This is a genomic window from Gaoshiqia sp. US2 (assembly GCF_059705485.1).
Genome location: NZ_AP048550.1, coordinates 2,885,486 through 2,901,294 on the forward strand (window position 1 = coordinate 2,885,486; position 15,809 = coordinate 2,901,294).

Genomic DNA, 15,809 nt, shown 5'->3' on the forward strand with positions numbered 1-15,809 from the left:
ATTTGGAGACGGCAATCATTTTTTTTAAATTGATATAAACATGCAAACGATCTATCGAATCATCAGTATAAGTCTGTTGTTTGGTATGCTATGCTCCGGTGTGGATACTTATGCACAGAATAGCGAACATACCTCCAAACAGCCCGAACCCGGACAAATTCCCCCGCATCCGACGCGATTGCCCGAAGCTGTCATTCCGGCATTTCCCGGAGCATGGGGCGCCGGTATGTTCACTACGGGCGGACGTGGCGGCAAAGTCATCGCCGTGACGAATCTCAGCGACAATGGCCCTGGCAGCCTGCGCGCCGCGCTCGAAACGGAAGGACCTCGTATCGTCGTGTTCCGTGTGGCAGGTACGATTAAGATCCACGAGGATCTCAATATCAATCATCCCGATATCACTATAGCCGGCCAGTCTGCGCCGGGTGATGGTATTTGCGTGGCCGGTACGCTCAATATCAACACATACAATGTCGTTATCCGACACTTGCGTGTGCGGCGTGGTGTTCCCGTCGGCGGGCAAGGCGACGACAACATCGGCGGTAATCCGGCACATCATATCATCATCGACCATTGTTCGACCAGTTGGGGCATGGACGAAAACATTTCGCTCTACCGGCACATGAGGCCTTCACTCGATGGAAGTACCCAAATAAAAGATGCAGCCGAAAACATTACGGTCCAGTGGACGATATCCAGCGAAGCGCTTGACGCCCGCGGTCACGCCTTTGGCGGCACCTGGGGAGGAAAACCTTCCACATTTCATCACAACCTTTTTGCCTGCAACACGGCCCGGAATCCATCTATTGGCATGTCCGGCCCGTTTGATTTCCGAAACAACGTCATCTTCAACTGGCGCCATCGTACGATGGATGGCGGCGACGAAACCTCCCTCGTCAACGTCATCAACAATTACTACAAGCCCGGCCCTGCCACCAATGACAACATGCGCGCTGTTTTTGCCCGCATCGAATCGCGCAGCATGTATTCGCCCGGCAGCGCATGGGCTGAAGGCGACTGGTATCCCAAGGCCCAAAACCGGCCCGGCAAATGGTATGTGGCCGGCAATGTCATGGATGGTAATGAAGAGGTCACCGCCAACAACTGGGCCGGCATGGTCGGTCCTGAACAACTCGCCCGTGTGAACACGCCGTTCGAAGGTTGGCCTGTTGCGCCGCATGAAACCGCCGGGGCTGCTTTTGAATCCGTGCTCGCGAAAGTTGGCGCCACGCTGCCAAAGCGCGACGCTGTCGATGCGCGTGTCACAGAAATGGTGCGCACCGGAAAGCCGATGACGACAACTGGCATCATCAAGGATATTTCGGAAGTCGGAGGGTATCCTGCCTTGTCTTTCAACCCTGCCGAAGTTCCGGTTGACAGCGATGGCGACGGCATGCCCGACGAATGGGAAATCAAATACAAGTTTGATCCCAAAAACCAGGCAGATGGCGCGCTTGATTCAGACGGTGACGGTTATACGAACGTTGAAGAATACCTCAATGGCACCAATCCGCTTGAAAAAATTAACTACCGGAACCTCGGCAACAACATCGATACCATCTCCGGTTAATTTAGCCACACAAACCGGCTGTGTATGAAAAAAATCATCATTGGTAATAAAATGAGATATTTGAAATTGTTGTTTATGGCTTTAATCATTATGCAGGTTGCTTTTGCGCAACATGCTGATGGTGAAACGGCTCATTCGGAGCGTTATAAAATAGGGGTGGTGGACCTGATGATCCTGAAGCGGCAGAAGGTTAGCGCGTTCCCCCTGGCGAAAGAGCTGAGAGCCGATGGGGTGGAAGTGGACATGGGCGGATTGGGAAACCGTCCGACCTTCGACAATAAGTTGGCCGATCCCATTGTACGTAAAGCTTATCTCGACACAGCCCGAGTACTGAACCTGGAGATCAGTTCGCTGGCGATGACGGGCTTTTATTCCCAGTCGTTTCCCACGCGCGAAGGGGTTGAGCTTACCGTTCAGGACTGCATCAATACGATGGCGCTGATGGGAGTGAAAGTGGGCTTTTTGCCACTGGGGGTCGAGGGCGACCTGAACAAATATCCCGAACGGCGTCAAGCCATTGTTGAACGTTTAAAAGTGGTGGCGAAAAAAGCCGAAGCTGCAGGGGTTGTTATTGCCATTGAAACCGCCCTCGACGCTGCCTGCGAGCGGGAGTTACTCAGCGAGATCGGCTCGCCTGCCGTTCAAATCAGTTTCAATTTTTCAAATCCCTTGGCTGCCGGCCGCGACCTTTACCGCGAGTTGGAAATTTTAGGTAAAGACTGCATTGCCCAGATCCACTGCACCAACAAAGACGGCGTGTGGCTGCAAAATGATCCGGAAATTGATATGCAGAGGGTAAAGCAGAAGCTCGATCAAATGGGTTGGAGCGGTTGGTTACTGGTAGAGCGTTCGCGCGACGCAGCCAAACCGCAGGATGTGCGGGCTAATTTTGGAGCCAATGTGGCGTATTTAAAGTCAGTTTTTCAGAAATAATCAATACATTGAGATCATGTTTAAGATGTCGTTAAATATTATGGCCATCATGTTGTTGATGGTTTTACAGGGCGTTGCACAAAAAAGTACCGGGAAAAAACATGCCGATGAAGCCTATTGGGAAGTGGTGAGCAAACGGGCCGAAAAGATTGTGAATGCGCTTAATATTCAGGATGAAGCAAATTTTGTGAGGGTACGTGACCTGGTTGCCCAACAGTATTATGATTTGAATGGGATTCACGATCAAAGCAAGGCCGCCAAGGAGCAAGTGAAAAAAGAAAATGAGAACAAGGAATCAGTCACAGCAAAGACTGCGAAAATTCAGCAAAAGGCGGATAAAGAACTGGCTAAATTACACAGGCAATACCTGAAAAATCTGGCCAAAGAGTTGAACGACGAACAAATTGAAGGCGTTAAAAACGGCATGACCTACGGCGTGCTACCCATTACCTATGCCGGTTATCTCGATATGATCCCGGAGCTGACCCGGGAGGAACAGCAGCAAATCTACGACTGGCTGGTTGAAGCCCGTGAACAGGCGATGGATGCCGGTTCGTCGGACGAGAAGCACGGCTGGTTCGGAAAATACAAAGGGCGGATTAATAACTATCTGTCGGCCCGTGGTTACGATTTGAAGACGAAAAGTAAAGAATGGGAAGAAAGGGTTCGCGAAGCTCAGAAAATTAAGCGCTGAACCGAATTCCTTGCCGGTTAATAAATAGGACTCTGAGCGGTCTGCAAGACCCAGCGATGAGTCGGTGTTGGACTACACCCGCCGGGCCCAGGGCTATGCACTTACCGCAGGTTTTTAGTGATTTTTAAAAATAAAACAGGCAGAAAGCGGCCTGAGGTTCTTTGACGTATGACAGGTTTTTGTGCTTTTTCACGCCAATGACACAAGCACGTTGATGGCTATGCCCTGTTTTTTTGCCGTTTTTGCCGGTAACGGGGCATACCTCTCCCGGTTGCGCGGGAACGCAAGTTGGAGTTGTTGATTATGATTGTGTTAACGGTTTGTTCAACTGGCCCCATGCCGGAGACCGGATGCGTGGCAGTTCTCTTACAGCGATCATCTTCCCGGTTTTGCACACCGGGCAAAGGCAGGGGTTTATGCCAGTCAGCCTTGCAAACCGTTCAACATTGGTTTCGGGAGGTTTTTGCTTTTTGATTAGCGCGTCAATGTCGGGCTTTTCTTCCGAAACAAACTGTAATTGAAGGTTCCGTTTTACGGTGTGGTTGTATATACCAAAGCGCCGGATCTTGACAAACCGCCGGGGCAGGATGTGCAAAGCAAACCGCCGCAGGAACTCCACACCATCAAGGGTAACGGGCTTCTTAACGGCCCTGTCGCGGTAATCTTTGGCAACGAAGGTTACTTTTCCACCGGCAATGTTCAGGATGCGCTGGTTGGTAATGGCCACCCGGTGGGTATATTGCCCCAGGTATCTGACTACATGTTCGGCGCTGGCCAGCGAAGGCTCGCAGTGAACTACCCATTTGGTTTGATAAGCCTGCTGCACGGGTTCGTTGAAAAGGGAAAGTTCGTTTTGTTTTCGCAGGGCCCGTTTAAGGCTGTCGAGGAACTTGCTTTAAAGGCTTCGCTCAGCTGGTGTACCGGGTAAAGGTATTGTCCCGAATGGCCGATATTTTTCCATATTCCATCCAGTGTGTATCCGGCAGCGGGTACCAGGCAATGGAGATGGGGATGCAACGAAAGATTCTGCCCCCAGGAGTGCAATACAGCTACCGCCCCGGTTTCAACGCCAAAATGCGAGTAACCAAACTGGCGCAGGGTTTGCCAGACCGCCGCAAACAGCAGGTCGTAATACATTTTTTGGTTATGCAGGCAAACGGTATTCAACACGTGCGGAACGGTAAACACCAGGTGGTAATGCTTCACGGGCAAGGTGGCATGCGCCAGGTCGTCAATCCAGAAAGCCTGTTTGGCCGCCTGGCATTTCGGACAGTGCCTGTCTCTGCAACTATTGTAGCTGTAACGTACGGTCCCGCAGTTTTCACAGGCTTCTTCGTGCCCGCCCAATGCGGCAGTACGGCAAGAGGTGATCCGGCCCAACACTTTCTGTTGCAGGGGGGTAAGCGTTGTTTTGTCGTGCAATGCCGGGCCAAATAAGTTGACCACATCGGCCAGTTCAAACCTTGTCCTCATTTTCCGATGAACCGGTGTTTTTTTTCTTCTTTTTCTTCGGAAAGTCATACAGCGTGTCCATCCAGCGGGCTGTGGGGTTTAATCAGCGTGCATTGGGCCACATGAAGATAAATCATGGTGGTGGTAATGTCGGCATGACCAAGCAGTTCTTTCAGGGTGACAATGTTTAGTCCCTGTTCCAGCAGGTGGGTGGCATACGAGTGGCGCAGCGAATGCAGGTTAACCTCCTTTGTAATCGAAGTTTTCTTCAGGTTTTCACGCATCACCCACGATAAACCCCGCACGCTGTAACGGCCATCGGGCTCCTTCCCGTTAAACAGCCAGATATGCGGGTTCTCGGCTTTCAGGTACTTTTTCAGGCCAAGGGCCATACTTTCGGCCAGCGGAACAATGCGGTCTTTTTTGTATTTACTTTGGCGGATGTGAATGGTTTTGCGCTCAAAATCGATGTCGGAGATTTTCAGGTTGATTACTTCCTGGCCGCGCAGTCCGGCCGAATAAATGAGCGTCAGCACAACCCGTTGTTTCAAAAGGCTTGGTGCTGCAAAGAGTTCTTTCAGCTCAAGGTGGTTCAAAATGACCGGTAACTTGGTGTCTTTTTTCAGCGAAGGCAGGGCGATCGCATTTTTATTCATCCCCAGCAGTCGGTAATAGTAGCGCAGCCCGTATACCATGTGCTTAAAACTGCTTCGCGAAGGCGAGCGTGGATCACGGGCCAAAGCGGCCAGGTATTCGTTGATCTCTTCGGGATCGATCTGCTCGGGCAACTTCCCGAAATGAACGACAAACAGCGCGATACGGCGGATGTAATTGTTTAATGTACTTTTGCTTTGCCCGCGCAAAGTCACCTGTTGTTCCAGCTTGCGGACAACTTTTTCAAACTCAGGAACAAGCACAATGGCCTGCTCAATCATCGTAAAACCCGATTTCTTTCTCATATTCAGAAATTTTAAGGTAAATAATCTCCGAGTATAGGAAGAATCGGGTAATTTTAAACCAGCTACCCGCGAAGGCGGGTTTAGTTCAATCGAGTAGACTGCCCCGCCAGTAATTAGCTGACGGGGAGAGCCTCTCACACCACTGTACGTACGGGTCTCGTATACAGCGGTTCATTAAGATATGGGGCAACTTTCTCGTAATACGTAAGCAACGCTTGATAACCTCTTTTTCGCAATCGCTCCAGGGTAATGGTCGTTCCCAGAATCGGGCTTTGGGCAATAGCCCATCCCCCCATTCGCGAACGGCTCCATTGGTAGGCCTGTTCGGGTGAAACACCCAACCGGATCAGGTTCTTTCGTTTCCGTTCCGGCTTTTTCCAATGATGCCAGATACAGTACCGCAGGCGATTCCTCAACCACCCGTCGATATCCTTCAGTTTGACCTGGATACTGGCCATCCGGAAGTAATTAAGCCAACCCTGGGAGACTTCTTTGAGCTTTTGGATGCGCTCGTCGAAGCTCATCGGGGTGGTTTTTCGGGTGATCGTTTTCAGCTTTTCTTTGAGTGATTTCCAACTCTTTTCGCTTGCAACCAGTTGGTATTTGCCTTTCTCCCCTTTTCGGTAAGTGGGTACGAATCCGTAGCCCAAAACCTTGAAGTTGACCGGACGGCGGATGCCGCTTTTCTCCCGGTTGATGGGCAGTTTCAGCTTATCCTTTAGAAACAGGAAAATGCTGTTGCCAATCTTGCAGGCTGCCGTTTTACTGTTGGTGTACACACTAAAATCATCGGCATAGCGCACATAGCGAAATCCTTGCTTTTCCAGTTCTTTGTCCAACTCATTGAGCATGATGTTGGACAACAGCGGGCTAAGCGGGCTTCCCTGTGGCACGCCTTTACGGCGCTTGACCAAGTTGCCGTTGATTTGAATCGGCGCTCTCAGCCATTTGCGGATCAGCCGTAGCGTGAGCGGGCATTTGACCTTCCTGTAGATCAATTGCAGTAAAATACAGTGGTCTACTTCATCGAAGAAGCTTTTCAGGTCGATATCAACAATATGCTGATAGCCCGAGTTGATGTATTCCTGCGCTTTTAACACGGCCTGCCGGGCATTGCGGTTAGGCCGGAAACCATAGCTGTAATCTTCAAACTCCATCTCAAATTTGACAGCTAAAACCTGACCAACGGCTTGTTGAAGCATCCGGTCGGTTACGGTAGGTACGCCCAACAGGCGGACTTTACCGTTGCTTTTGGGGATTTCCACCCCTCGAATGGCTTGTGGTTGGTACTTCCCTTGCCGGATTTCGGATTCTATCTGCTCCCTGTTAGTGGTCAGGTGGGCATATAGTTCCTTCACCGGCATACCATCAACGCCTGCCGAACCTTTGTTCGACACCACCTGACGGTAAGCACGCATCATATTCCTCCGGTTGAGTACCTGTTCAATCATTCCCGTTTTCGTTTTATTCGGTTGCCCTGTTCCGCTTAAGACAGGGCTGGCAATGCCTCCCTGACGAATTTGGAACATCTTAATGTTCGGCCCTTCACTACCTCGGTGAGTCCTCCGATTCATTCATCGGCTCGTTACCGATAGCTACTATGTCCGGCAGCTGCCGGATGACTTCTCACTCCGGCCAACACGTGGTTAGTGAGATCTCCCCTGGTAAAAGCTTTTCCCTTCCTCCAATGCCTGCGTGATCTACATAGTGTCTCTAAGAAAACCTGCAATAATTTATAGATCAACAATATAGTATTGATATCTTTTTTGAATCTTTTGGGTTAATTGTTTTGATAAGTTGATTATAGTGCAGATATTCAGGGTATTATTACATGAGGATAGGATATTTTGACCACTTGACAAAAAAAGATTGAACCATGAGAAAAAGATTCGAACAACAATTGGGGTTAGGGCAATTGCCAATCGAAGCTACTTATATTAATCCCAAAAGCAAGAATGCTTTAGATCAACTTTTAGCAGCGTTGAAGGCGATCTATTGCAACAAGAAATACAACGAAGAGATATTCAGTATTTTGGAAGATCATATCAATTCCGGGAAGAAAAATACGGGAAGGACAGGAATGGACCTATGGAGTATTTTTGTTTTGGCCCAGGTTCGCTTGTGTTTGAATTTAAGTTATGATGTGTTGCACGATCAGGCAAACAACCACCACAATATGCGGTGTTTGATGGGCGTAGAAAAGGGCTTTGGTTTTGAACGTATCGAGTTTGAATACCAGAATATTTATGACAATGTCGCCCTGCTTAGCGATGAAATGGTTTGGGAATTAAACAAGGTAATCCTGGATTTTGGGCATGGAGAGGTGTTTAAAAAAAAAGAACATACAGCATTGCGCTTAAAATCAGATAGTTTTGTTGTTGAAAGCAATGTTCATTTCCCCACAGACTACAACCTGTTGTGGGACTGTGCCCGAAAATGCATCGGCACCGTTTCAAGGATAATGAACAAACATAAGGATATTGGAGGTTGGCGCAAGATCGGCAATTGGCGTACAGAGTTGAAAAAGTTGATGCGCAATTTGGGCCATGCCAACCGTTCAGGAGGCAAAAACAAGAAAGAAAAAGTAGTTGCCGCGGCCGAAGAATACCTCAATAAATCAAGGTTATTGCTCAAAAAACTAAACGAAGAAAAGTCCGGTTTCCCGCTAACGGACATGGGCGATCTGGTATTGATCATTACGTTGGAGCACTACATGGAACTTCTTGAAAAGCATATTGACCTGGTCGACAGGCGTATATTAAAAGGCGAAACCATTCCGCATGAAGAAAAGATGTTTTCGGTATTTGAAACCTACACCGAGTGGATTACAAAAGGGAAGATGAACCCCAGTGTTGAACTGGGCAAAAAACTGAACATCACCACCGACCAGTGGGGGCTGATCGTGGATTACCAAATAATGGAACAACAACAAGACCGGGACATTGTTATCGAAATGGCCGACAGGATTTTAACAGAACATAAAGTCGCATCGTGGAGCTTCGACAAAGGCTACTGGTTAAAAGAAAACAAGGAAACCCTTCAGTTGGAAGTTGACCAGGTTATCATCCCCAAACTTGGGAAGCGCAACAAAAAAGAGAAAAAGGAAGAACGCAGCAGGTCATTTAAAAAACTGAAAAACAAGCACAGCGCGATCGAATCAAACATCAACGAATTGGAACACCGGGGGCTCGACCGTTGTCCCGACCGGAGTTATGCGCATTTTAAAAAGTACATCGGGTTGGGCGTGTGCGCCTACAACCTCAAGAAAATTGGGAAACAAATCCTGAAGTTGGAGCGTGAAGCGCTTGAAGCGCCCACCAAGCAGATTAGGAAAGCTGCTTAGTAAAATCGGTTCAAGGAAAAAACATGAAAATTAAACATGAAAGGGAGAATTATGCCTGGAAACTAAAAAATTACACCGAAAACCCAATTTTCGGTGGCGAAAATTACGGCAACCAATTAATAGGCTAAAAAATTTAGTGGTAGTAACCGAAAAAACAAGCCGATTACATATAATTATGTACACCTTTCGAAAAAAACGGGTAGTTTTCTTAAAGACACTACATAGTGACCCTTTTGGTATTCTTGGGGCGTTACAATGATGTGCTTGCTTACCCGAATAACTATGCCTCATATCACGTTTCTGTTCGTCAGTACCGGATTTTGCCGTTTGACTTCCTTCACTGCTGCCGTCGCCAGCAACCAGCTTGTCACTTGCTAATACTTCCGGGCGTTACCCCAGCGTATAGGGACTTACACCCTTTGGAAAAATACACACTTGTTATTTCGCTACTATGTAAAGTTTATTTGTATTTTTAAACTTTTTCCAGAGCTTACAACAAGTGTGCGCGCTGCTTATGCAGGGCGCACACATCGTGTATAAAACATTGGGGGTTAGGTGGTTATCTGCAGGTTTCTGCCCCGATTTAGCATTTGTGTCGGCAGATAGTGACGAAGCACGCAATCCCCAACGTTTCATACACGTAACCGTTGGGCGTCATTCTAAAAAACTGCGAGACAGACAAAATAATCATCAAAAACGCAAATTTGAAATATATTTGCAAATTTGAATTTATGAATATATATTTGCAGTTTAAATTAATAAGACAATTAAGATATGTTAATAGAATTCAGCATAGAGAATTTCCTGTCATTTAAAGACTTGACTACACTTTCAATGGTTGTAGCGAAGTCTTTCAAGGAACACCAAGACTCCCATGTAATAAAGACAGGTGGTGGTTTGAGTTTGCTTAAAACTGCCGTGATTTACGGAAATAATGCAAGTGGAAAGAGTAATTTACTAGAAGCAATGGGATTCATGAGACAAACCGTCTTGAATTCATTCAGAGATGCTTTAATGGATAATAACGAACGAAAATTTCCATTAGAGAAATTTGCTTTGAACACCCAATCTGAGAAAGAAACTAGCTTTTTTGAGATTTCATTTATTCACAAAGGGACAAAATATCGCTATGGCTTTGAGATTGATTACGACAAAATAGTTTCAGAATGGCTATTTCATACTACTAGTAAAGAAGTATATCTATTCAAACGGGATTTACAAAAAATTGAAATAAATAAATCAGCCTTTAAAGAAGGTTTAGGTAAAGAGGAAGACGTAAAAGAAAATGTTCTTTTTCTTTCACTTCTTGCAACACTTGGCAAAGAAACATCAACAAACATTGTTGAATGGTTTAAAAAATTCAATTTTGTAAATGGTATTCATGACCGAGGACACAAAAGATACACGATTGATAAATTGAAAGCCGACAAGCGATTTTTTAATTGGGTTTTACACTTTGTGAAATACTTAGAAATTGCGAATCTATCTACAACAGAAGAGGATGTAAATGAAATTGATTTGGATATTTTGAGAGAAAAAGAAAAGGATGAAGAAATTATAAATCTTTTGACAAGCATTCAAAAAATCCAATCAAAGCAGCCTAAAAGAGACCAGCTAATAACATTCCACAGAAAATACGATGAAAACAATGTCCTAGTTGATACTGTTCCTTTTAACTTTGACAAACAAGAATCTGAAGGAACTAAGAAAATTCTATATTTACTTGGCCCTTGGTATGATACCCTCCAAAACGGAAAAGTTTTAATTATTGATGAGCTTGATTCAAGATTACACAGCCATTTGACTTTAAGATTGGTAGACTTTTTTCACAAGTTTAACAAAAGTAATGCTCAACTAATTTGTGCAGTTCATGATATTTCATTACTCAATAAGGAAACTTTCAGAAGAGACCAAATATGGTTTGTAGAGAAAAATCAATTTGGAGCATCTGAACTAACTTCATTAGGCGACTTCAAAACAGATAAGGTTAGAAATAAATCAGCGTTTGATAAAAACTATTTGGAAGGTAAATATGGAGCAATACCTTATTTTGATATTGATGAAAAACTAAATGAACTTTTGTATGGGAAAAGGGAAGCAGAACAAGTTTAAAGAAAGGAATGCTGCTTCCTACAAAAGAGAAGTCAAGAGCATTGATATAAAACAAGGTCGAAAAGAACCATTAATCGTATTAAGTTTTAAGGATTTTGACAGAAATCAAGGTCAAAATTTTGAAGAGTGGGAACACGAACAATTATTGGCATTAGCTGTCAATAAATTGAGAGAAGTATGCCAATTAACTGTTGGACAAGCAACCGCTCAACAAATAATAAAGCCATATACAAAAGTCGGTTTTCCTCCTGATTCAGGATTTGTTCATCCTAAACATATTTTACCCGACGTGATTTGGTGTTCAATGCATATTCAAGGAAAAGAGTGTGTTATTGGTTACTTTGAGGATAATATTTTTCAAATAGTTTTTCTGGATAAAGAGCATGAGTTTTGGATAACAAAGAAGAGAAATACTTGACAATAATAAAGAACGAACGCCCAATATGGGGTAGTGTCAAGTCAACGATACTCCGTGGTAATCGAGTATCCTGTCCGGCAACTGCCGGACGGCATGACTATACGTCATTTAAGCGTTGAAACAACAATCGTTGTCATTTAGCATTCTAATTGATACAAAAAATAACGGTTTATGAATGATTCATTCAAAAACAATATGAAAACCTTCACATGGCAACACGGTGCGAAGGTTTTGTCTTTTTTTCTGCTGCAAAGCGTTGTTTTGACAAGCCTCGCGCAGCAACCGGTTTTCAAGCCTCTGAAAATTTCAGGTGACGAGCTCGTCGGTATGCCCGATTCGTTGGGCAACCGGATACCCGATTTTTCTTATGCCGGTTACATGGCCGGAGAGCAGGCAATTCCGCAGGTGCCGGTGAAAGTGGTTGTTCCCGCCAGGGACGGCGATGCCACGGCTGCCATTCAGTCGGCGATTGATTATGTGGCTGCATTGCCCGCCGATGCCTGCGGATTCAGGGGCGCCGTTTTACTTGAACGGGGAACACATGTGGTTTCCGGAGGCCTGGTCATTCACACTTCAGGGATTGTATTGCGCGGGTACGGGCAAGGCGAAAACGGAACAGTGCTTTTGGGAGCCGGAAAAGACCGGCAAACCCTGCTTCGGGTTCTTGGTTCGGATAACCGTCAGGAGGATGAATCCGTCGAAATTACCGATTCCTATCTGCCGGTTGGAGCCTTTTCGTTCTCAGTAGAGGATGGACACGGTCTGAACCCCGGCGATCAGCTGACGGTTTGGCGCCCTGCGACCAACGAATGGATTGAAAAGCTGGGAATGAAGGAGTTTGGCGGCGAAACCGGCTGGCTGGGTTGGCGTGAGGGTGATCAGGATATCCGCTGGGACCGCACGGTGGTTTCGGTGGACGAAAACCGGGTGACGGTTGATGCCCCGGTCACCACTGCAATTGACCGGCAAATGGGCGGAGGCAGGCTGATTCGTTACCAATTTCCCGGCCGGATTAGCCAGGTGGGGATTGAAAATATGACCCTCCGCTCGGCGTTCGATCCGGAAAATCCGAAAGATGAAAACCACCGGTGGATGGCCATTACGATAGAAAATGCACAGGATGCCTGGGTGAGGCAAATCACCTTTGAACATTTTGCCGGATCGGCTGTAGCAGTTTTCGAAAGTGCCCGCCGTATTACGGTGGAAGATTGCCTTTCGTTGAAACCGGTTTCTGAAATTGGCGGACAACGTCGTTATTCATTCTTTATAAATGGTACCCAAACCCTGGTGCAGCGTTGTTACGCCGAATTTGGCTACCACGATTTTGCTGTAGGCGCCTGCGCTGCCGGGCCAATCGCTTTTGTACAATGCGAATCGCATTTGCCGTTTAATTACAGCGGTACCATTGATAACTGGGCATCGGGTATTTTGCTCGATGTTGTAAATGTCGACGGTCATGCCCTGGGATTCCCGAATCGCGGGCCGGAAGGGCGCGGCGCCGGGTGGACCGGGGCCAACAGCATGATGTGGCAGTGCTCGGCCGCCCGGATGGACAATCCTGCGCCTCCGGGAGCTATGAACTGGGCCTATGGAGCCTGGTCGTTATTCAACGGTAATGGCTACTGGGAAAGTCCGAACAGTCATGTCAATCCGCGAAGTCTTTATTACGCACAACTCAAAAGCCGCTTAAAGGTTGACCTGACTGATCGTGCCCGGCTGCTGATTGTTGAAACGAATGCGACCAGCAGTCCCACCGTGGAGCAGGCAGCTGAACTGACGGTATTGTCGCGTCAGCCGGCAACTACCTTGCAGGAATGGATCGCCCGGGCACCCGAACTTAATCCCATAACAGTAACATCTTCAGGTGTAAAAACGATTGATCAGATTGGAATTCAACAAAATAAGGAAAAAGCTTCCGGTTTGCCGGCGAGCCTGAAAAACGGCTGGCTGGTCCGGGACGGCCGGGTACTGACCGGCATGCGTCAATCGGTTCCCTGGTGGAGCGGCAATATCCGCCCGAAGGGATTAGCGGGAGCGAAACCGGCGATAACCCGTTATGTTCCGGGACGTACTGGGACCGGATATACTGATGACCTGAATCAGCTTACCGACAACATGCTGAAAAATAACCTGATCGGCATGGAGCAAAATTATGCGCTTTGGTACGAGCGCCGGCGCGACGACCATGAACGTGTCCGCCGGATGGACGGCTATGTGTGGCCCCCTTTTTACGAACTTCCCTTTGCCCGCTCGGGCCGGGGAACGGCCTGGGACGGTTTGAGCAAGTACGATCTGACAAAGTACAATCCCTGGTACTGGATGCGATTGAAACAATTTGCCGACCTGGCCGACCAAAAAGGACTGGTACTGGTACATCAAAACTATTTTCAACACAACATTCTGGAAGCGGGGGCTCATTGGGCCGATTCGCCCTGGCGGCCGGTCAACAACATCAACGATACTGGTTTTCCGGAGCCGCCACCCTATGCAGGCGATAAACGGATTTTTGTGGATGAGCCTTTTTATGATGTCACGCATCCGGTACGCCGGGAATTACACCGGGCCTATATCCGCCAATGCCTGGAAAACTTTCGCGGAAACACGGGAGTGATTCAACTCACCAGTGAAGAATATACCGGACCGCTGCACTTTGTTCAATTCTGGATTGACGTGATCAGCGAATGGGAACAGGAAACAGGCGAACAAGTTATCATAGGTTTGAGCGCTACCAAAGATGTACAGGATGCGATTCTGGCCGACCCGGTCCGTTCCCGGTTGGTTGACGTGATTGATATTCGCTATTGGGCTTACCGCGCCGACAGCAGTTTGTATGCGCCCCCGGGCGGACAGCATTTGGCTCCGCGCCAGCATGCCCGCCTGGTTAGTTCGGGAAAACGTTCGTTCGAACAGGTTTACCGTGCTGTGAGCGAATACAAATCGGCCTATCCCGAAAAGGCTGTCATGTATTCTGAAGGGCAGTATACGGCTTTTGGCTGGGCGGTTTTTATGGCCGGCGGATCACTGGCAGCAATTCCTCCGGTTGAGCCGGTTGGGTTTTTGAAGAGCGCTTCGTCGATGCAACCCGTTGACTGTCGGAACGAGGGAGTTTACATTTTGCAGAATAAAGCGGGAGAATCGATCATTTACCTGGACGGGGGACAGGACACAACATTGGATTTTTCGTTCATGAAAGGAAATTTCAGCTTGCACCCGATCGATCCTCAAACGGGTAAACTGACTGGCAAAATCAGTAAGTTAAACCTTGGAAAACCAGTCCGTCTGGAAAATTTGGGTAAAAATCCGCTTATATTTTGGATCAGCCGTTGAGATAAGCGAATTGAAGCAAATGATTTTTTTATTGTTCAGGTTTTTACCCGTTGGCGATAAGCCCGTGGCGAAATGCCCATCTTTTTTTGAAAGTCTTTCGAAAAATAGTAGGGATCGGAATAACCAAGTAAAAAAGCGATTTGTTTGACTTTCAGCTTGGTATGGTCGAGATATTCGCACGATCGGGTAATTTTCAGGTGGGAGAAATAACTCAAGGGACTATAGTTGGTTTCTTTTCTGAAGATCGTTGAAAGGTAAGTAACCGAAAAACCTACTTCATTGGCAATGTCCTGAAGCGACAATTTCCGGTCGATGTTCTGTTCCATAAAACGAATGGTCTTCTGAATCAGCGGATTGTCTTCTACCTGGATGTCTTCGCTGGTTTTCGAGGCGAAAACGAAGGTGGCCAGCAGGTGGGTAAACGTGAAGTTTACATAGTGCATGTTGGCATAAAGATAACCGCGCGACAGGTTGTTGAATAGTTCGTCAATCAGCATTTTGCGGTTTGCCACACGGTTGTTTACCGAAGGAATCAAGTCGCGGACGACGGTAAATTCCTGTTCCAGAATTTTACTTTTTGAGCCGTTGAACTGGCAAAAGAACAGGATGGTGGGTTCGGTTGGCCCGGAAATCAGTTTATAAGTAAAGCCGTTGGGGATAATGCAAAATTGTTCGGCCGATAAAACAACATCATCCGTTGCAATTTTTAAGTGGCAACCTCCTTTTAGACAATATAGAAGTAAATGATTCCGAAGGGGCGTGCTTTCTTCCAGAACAGAGTGTTTCCCGAAAAGTAATTCGGAAAGTTCACAGAGATAAAGATCTTTTGTTAACGGATCTACCGTTTGCCCTTCAATAATAAATGGAGGTATTTTGACGAACCGTTTTTTGACGATCATTAAAAGAAGGATTAGACAATCAAATAAAGTAAGATTTTCCATCTTTTTCAAAGAAAATCCTATTTTTTCTGTCTGTTTTAGCAGGTAGATTTGTAACTAAAA

10 protein-coding genes and 1 pseudogene are annotated in these 15,809 nt (G+C 46.8%); 7 read left to right on the forward strand and 4 right to left on the reverse strand.

The genetic code is table 11. The annotated features are described in order from the left end of the window. Nucleotides 1-40: 40 nt before the first annotated feature. Genes AC6H3C_RS11485 through AC6H3C_RS11495 form a run of 3 tightly spaced genes read left to right on the forward strand, consistent with a single transcriptional unit; the run spans nt 41 to nt 3,197 of the window. A complete protein-coding gene (locus AC6H3C_RS11485) occupies nt 41-1,570 on the forward strand; it encodes a pectate lyase (RefSeq protein ID WP_497520943.1) in 1,530 nt (509 codons plus the stop codon). A gap of 24 nt (nt 1,571-1,594) precedes the next feature. Continuing rightward, the gene (locus AC6H3C_RS11490; protein WP_497520945.1) at nt 1,595-2,503 is read left to right on the forward strand and encodes a sugar phosphate isomerase/epimerase family protein; all 909 of its coding nucleotides are present in this window, start codon (nt 1,595-1,597) and stop codon (nt 2,501-2,503) included. Nucleotides 2,504-2,528: 25 nt separating this feature from the next. Beyond that, nucleotides 2,529-3,197, forward strand: coding sequence for a DUF3826 domain-containing protein (locus tag AC6H3C_RS11495; RefSeq protein WP_497520946.1), 669 nt, complete (start codon nt 2,529-2,531; stop codon nt 3,195-3,197). A 301-nt stretch (nt 3,198-3,498) separates the two neighbouring features. Here AC6H3C_RS11495 and AC6H3C_RS11500 read toward each other — a convergent pair. The 3 genes and pseudogenes from AC6H3C_RS11500 to ltrA all read right to left on the reverse strand — a co-directional run bounded on the left by AC6H3C_RS11500 (nt 3,499) and on the right by ltrA (nt 7,137). Further along, nucleotides 3,499-4,718, reverse strand: a pseudogene (locus tag AC6H3C_RS11500) (IS91 family transposase). Next, nucleotides 4,715-5,608 (reverse strand): tyrosine-type recombinase/integrase, encoded by an 894-nt coding sequence (locus AC6H3C_RS11505; protein ID WP_497520948.1) that lies wholly within the window; start codon nt 5,606-5,608, stop codon nt 4,715-4,717. The pseudogene AC6H3C_RS11500 and the gene AC6H3C_RS11505 overlap by 4 nt, the downstream one beginning before the upstream one ends. A 134-nt stretch (nt 5,609-5,742) precedes the next feature. After that, nucleotides 5,743-7,137 (reverse strand): group II intron reverse transcriptase/maturase, encoded by a 1,395-nt coding sequence (gene ltrA, locus AC6H3C_RS11510; RefSeq protein ID WP_497520564.1) that lies wholly within the window; start codon nt 7,135-7,137, stop codon nt 5,743-5,745. Nucleotides 7,138-7,484: 347 nt separating this feature from the next. Here ltrA and AC6H3C_RS11515 point away from each other — a divergent pair, with 347 nt between their 5' ends. From AC6H3C_RS11515 to AC6H3C_RS11530, 4 genes are all read left to right on the forward strand, one after another. After that, nucleotides 7,485-8,951: an ISNCY family transposase gene (locus AC6H3C_RS11515; protein ID WP_497516513.1), complete on the forward strand. Its 1,467-nt coding sequence runs from the start codon at nt 7,485-7,487 to the stop codon at nt 8,949-8,951. A gap of 774 nt (nt 8,952-9,725) precedes the next feature. Next, a complete protein-coding gene (locus AC6H3C_RS11520; protein ID WP_497520949.1) occupies nt 9,726-11,063 on the forward strand; it encodes an AAA family ATPase in 1,338 nt (445 codons plus the stop codon). Then, nucleotides 11,035-11,481, forward strand: coding sequence for a hypothetical protein (locus AC6H3C_RS11525; RefSeq protein WP_497520950.1), 447 nt, complete (start codon nt 11,035-11,037; stop codon nt 11,479-11,481). Before AC6H3C_RS11520 ends, AC6H3C_RS11525 begins: the two co-directional genes overlap by 29 nt. 171 nt (nt 11,482-11,652) lie before the next feature. Further along, nucleotides 11,653-14,808, forward strand: coding sequence for a DUF6298 domain-containing protein (locus AC6H3C_RS11530; protein WP_497520951.1), 3,156 nt, complete (start codon nt 11,653-11,655; stop codon nt 14,806-14,808). Nucleotides 14,809-14,843: 35 nt separating this feature from the next. Here AC6H3C_RS11530 and AC6H3C_RS11535 read toward each other — a convergent pair whose 3' ends face one another. Continuing rightward, entirely contained in the window at nt 14,844-15,707 is an 864-nt protein-coding gene (locus tag AC6H3C_RS11535) for a helix-turn-helix transcriptional regulator (protein WP_497520953.1), read from the reverse strand. Nucleotides 15,708-15,809: the final 102 nt, after the last annotated feature.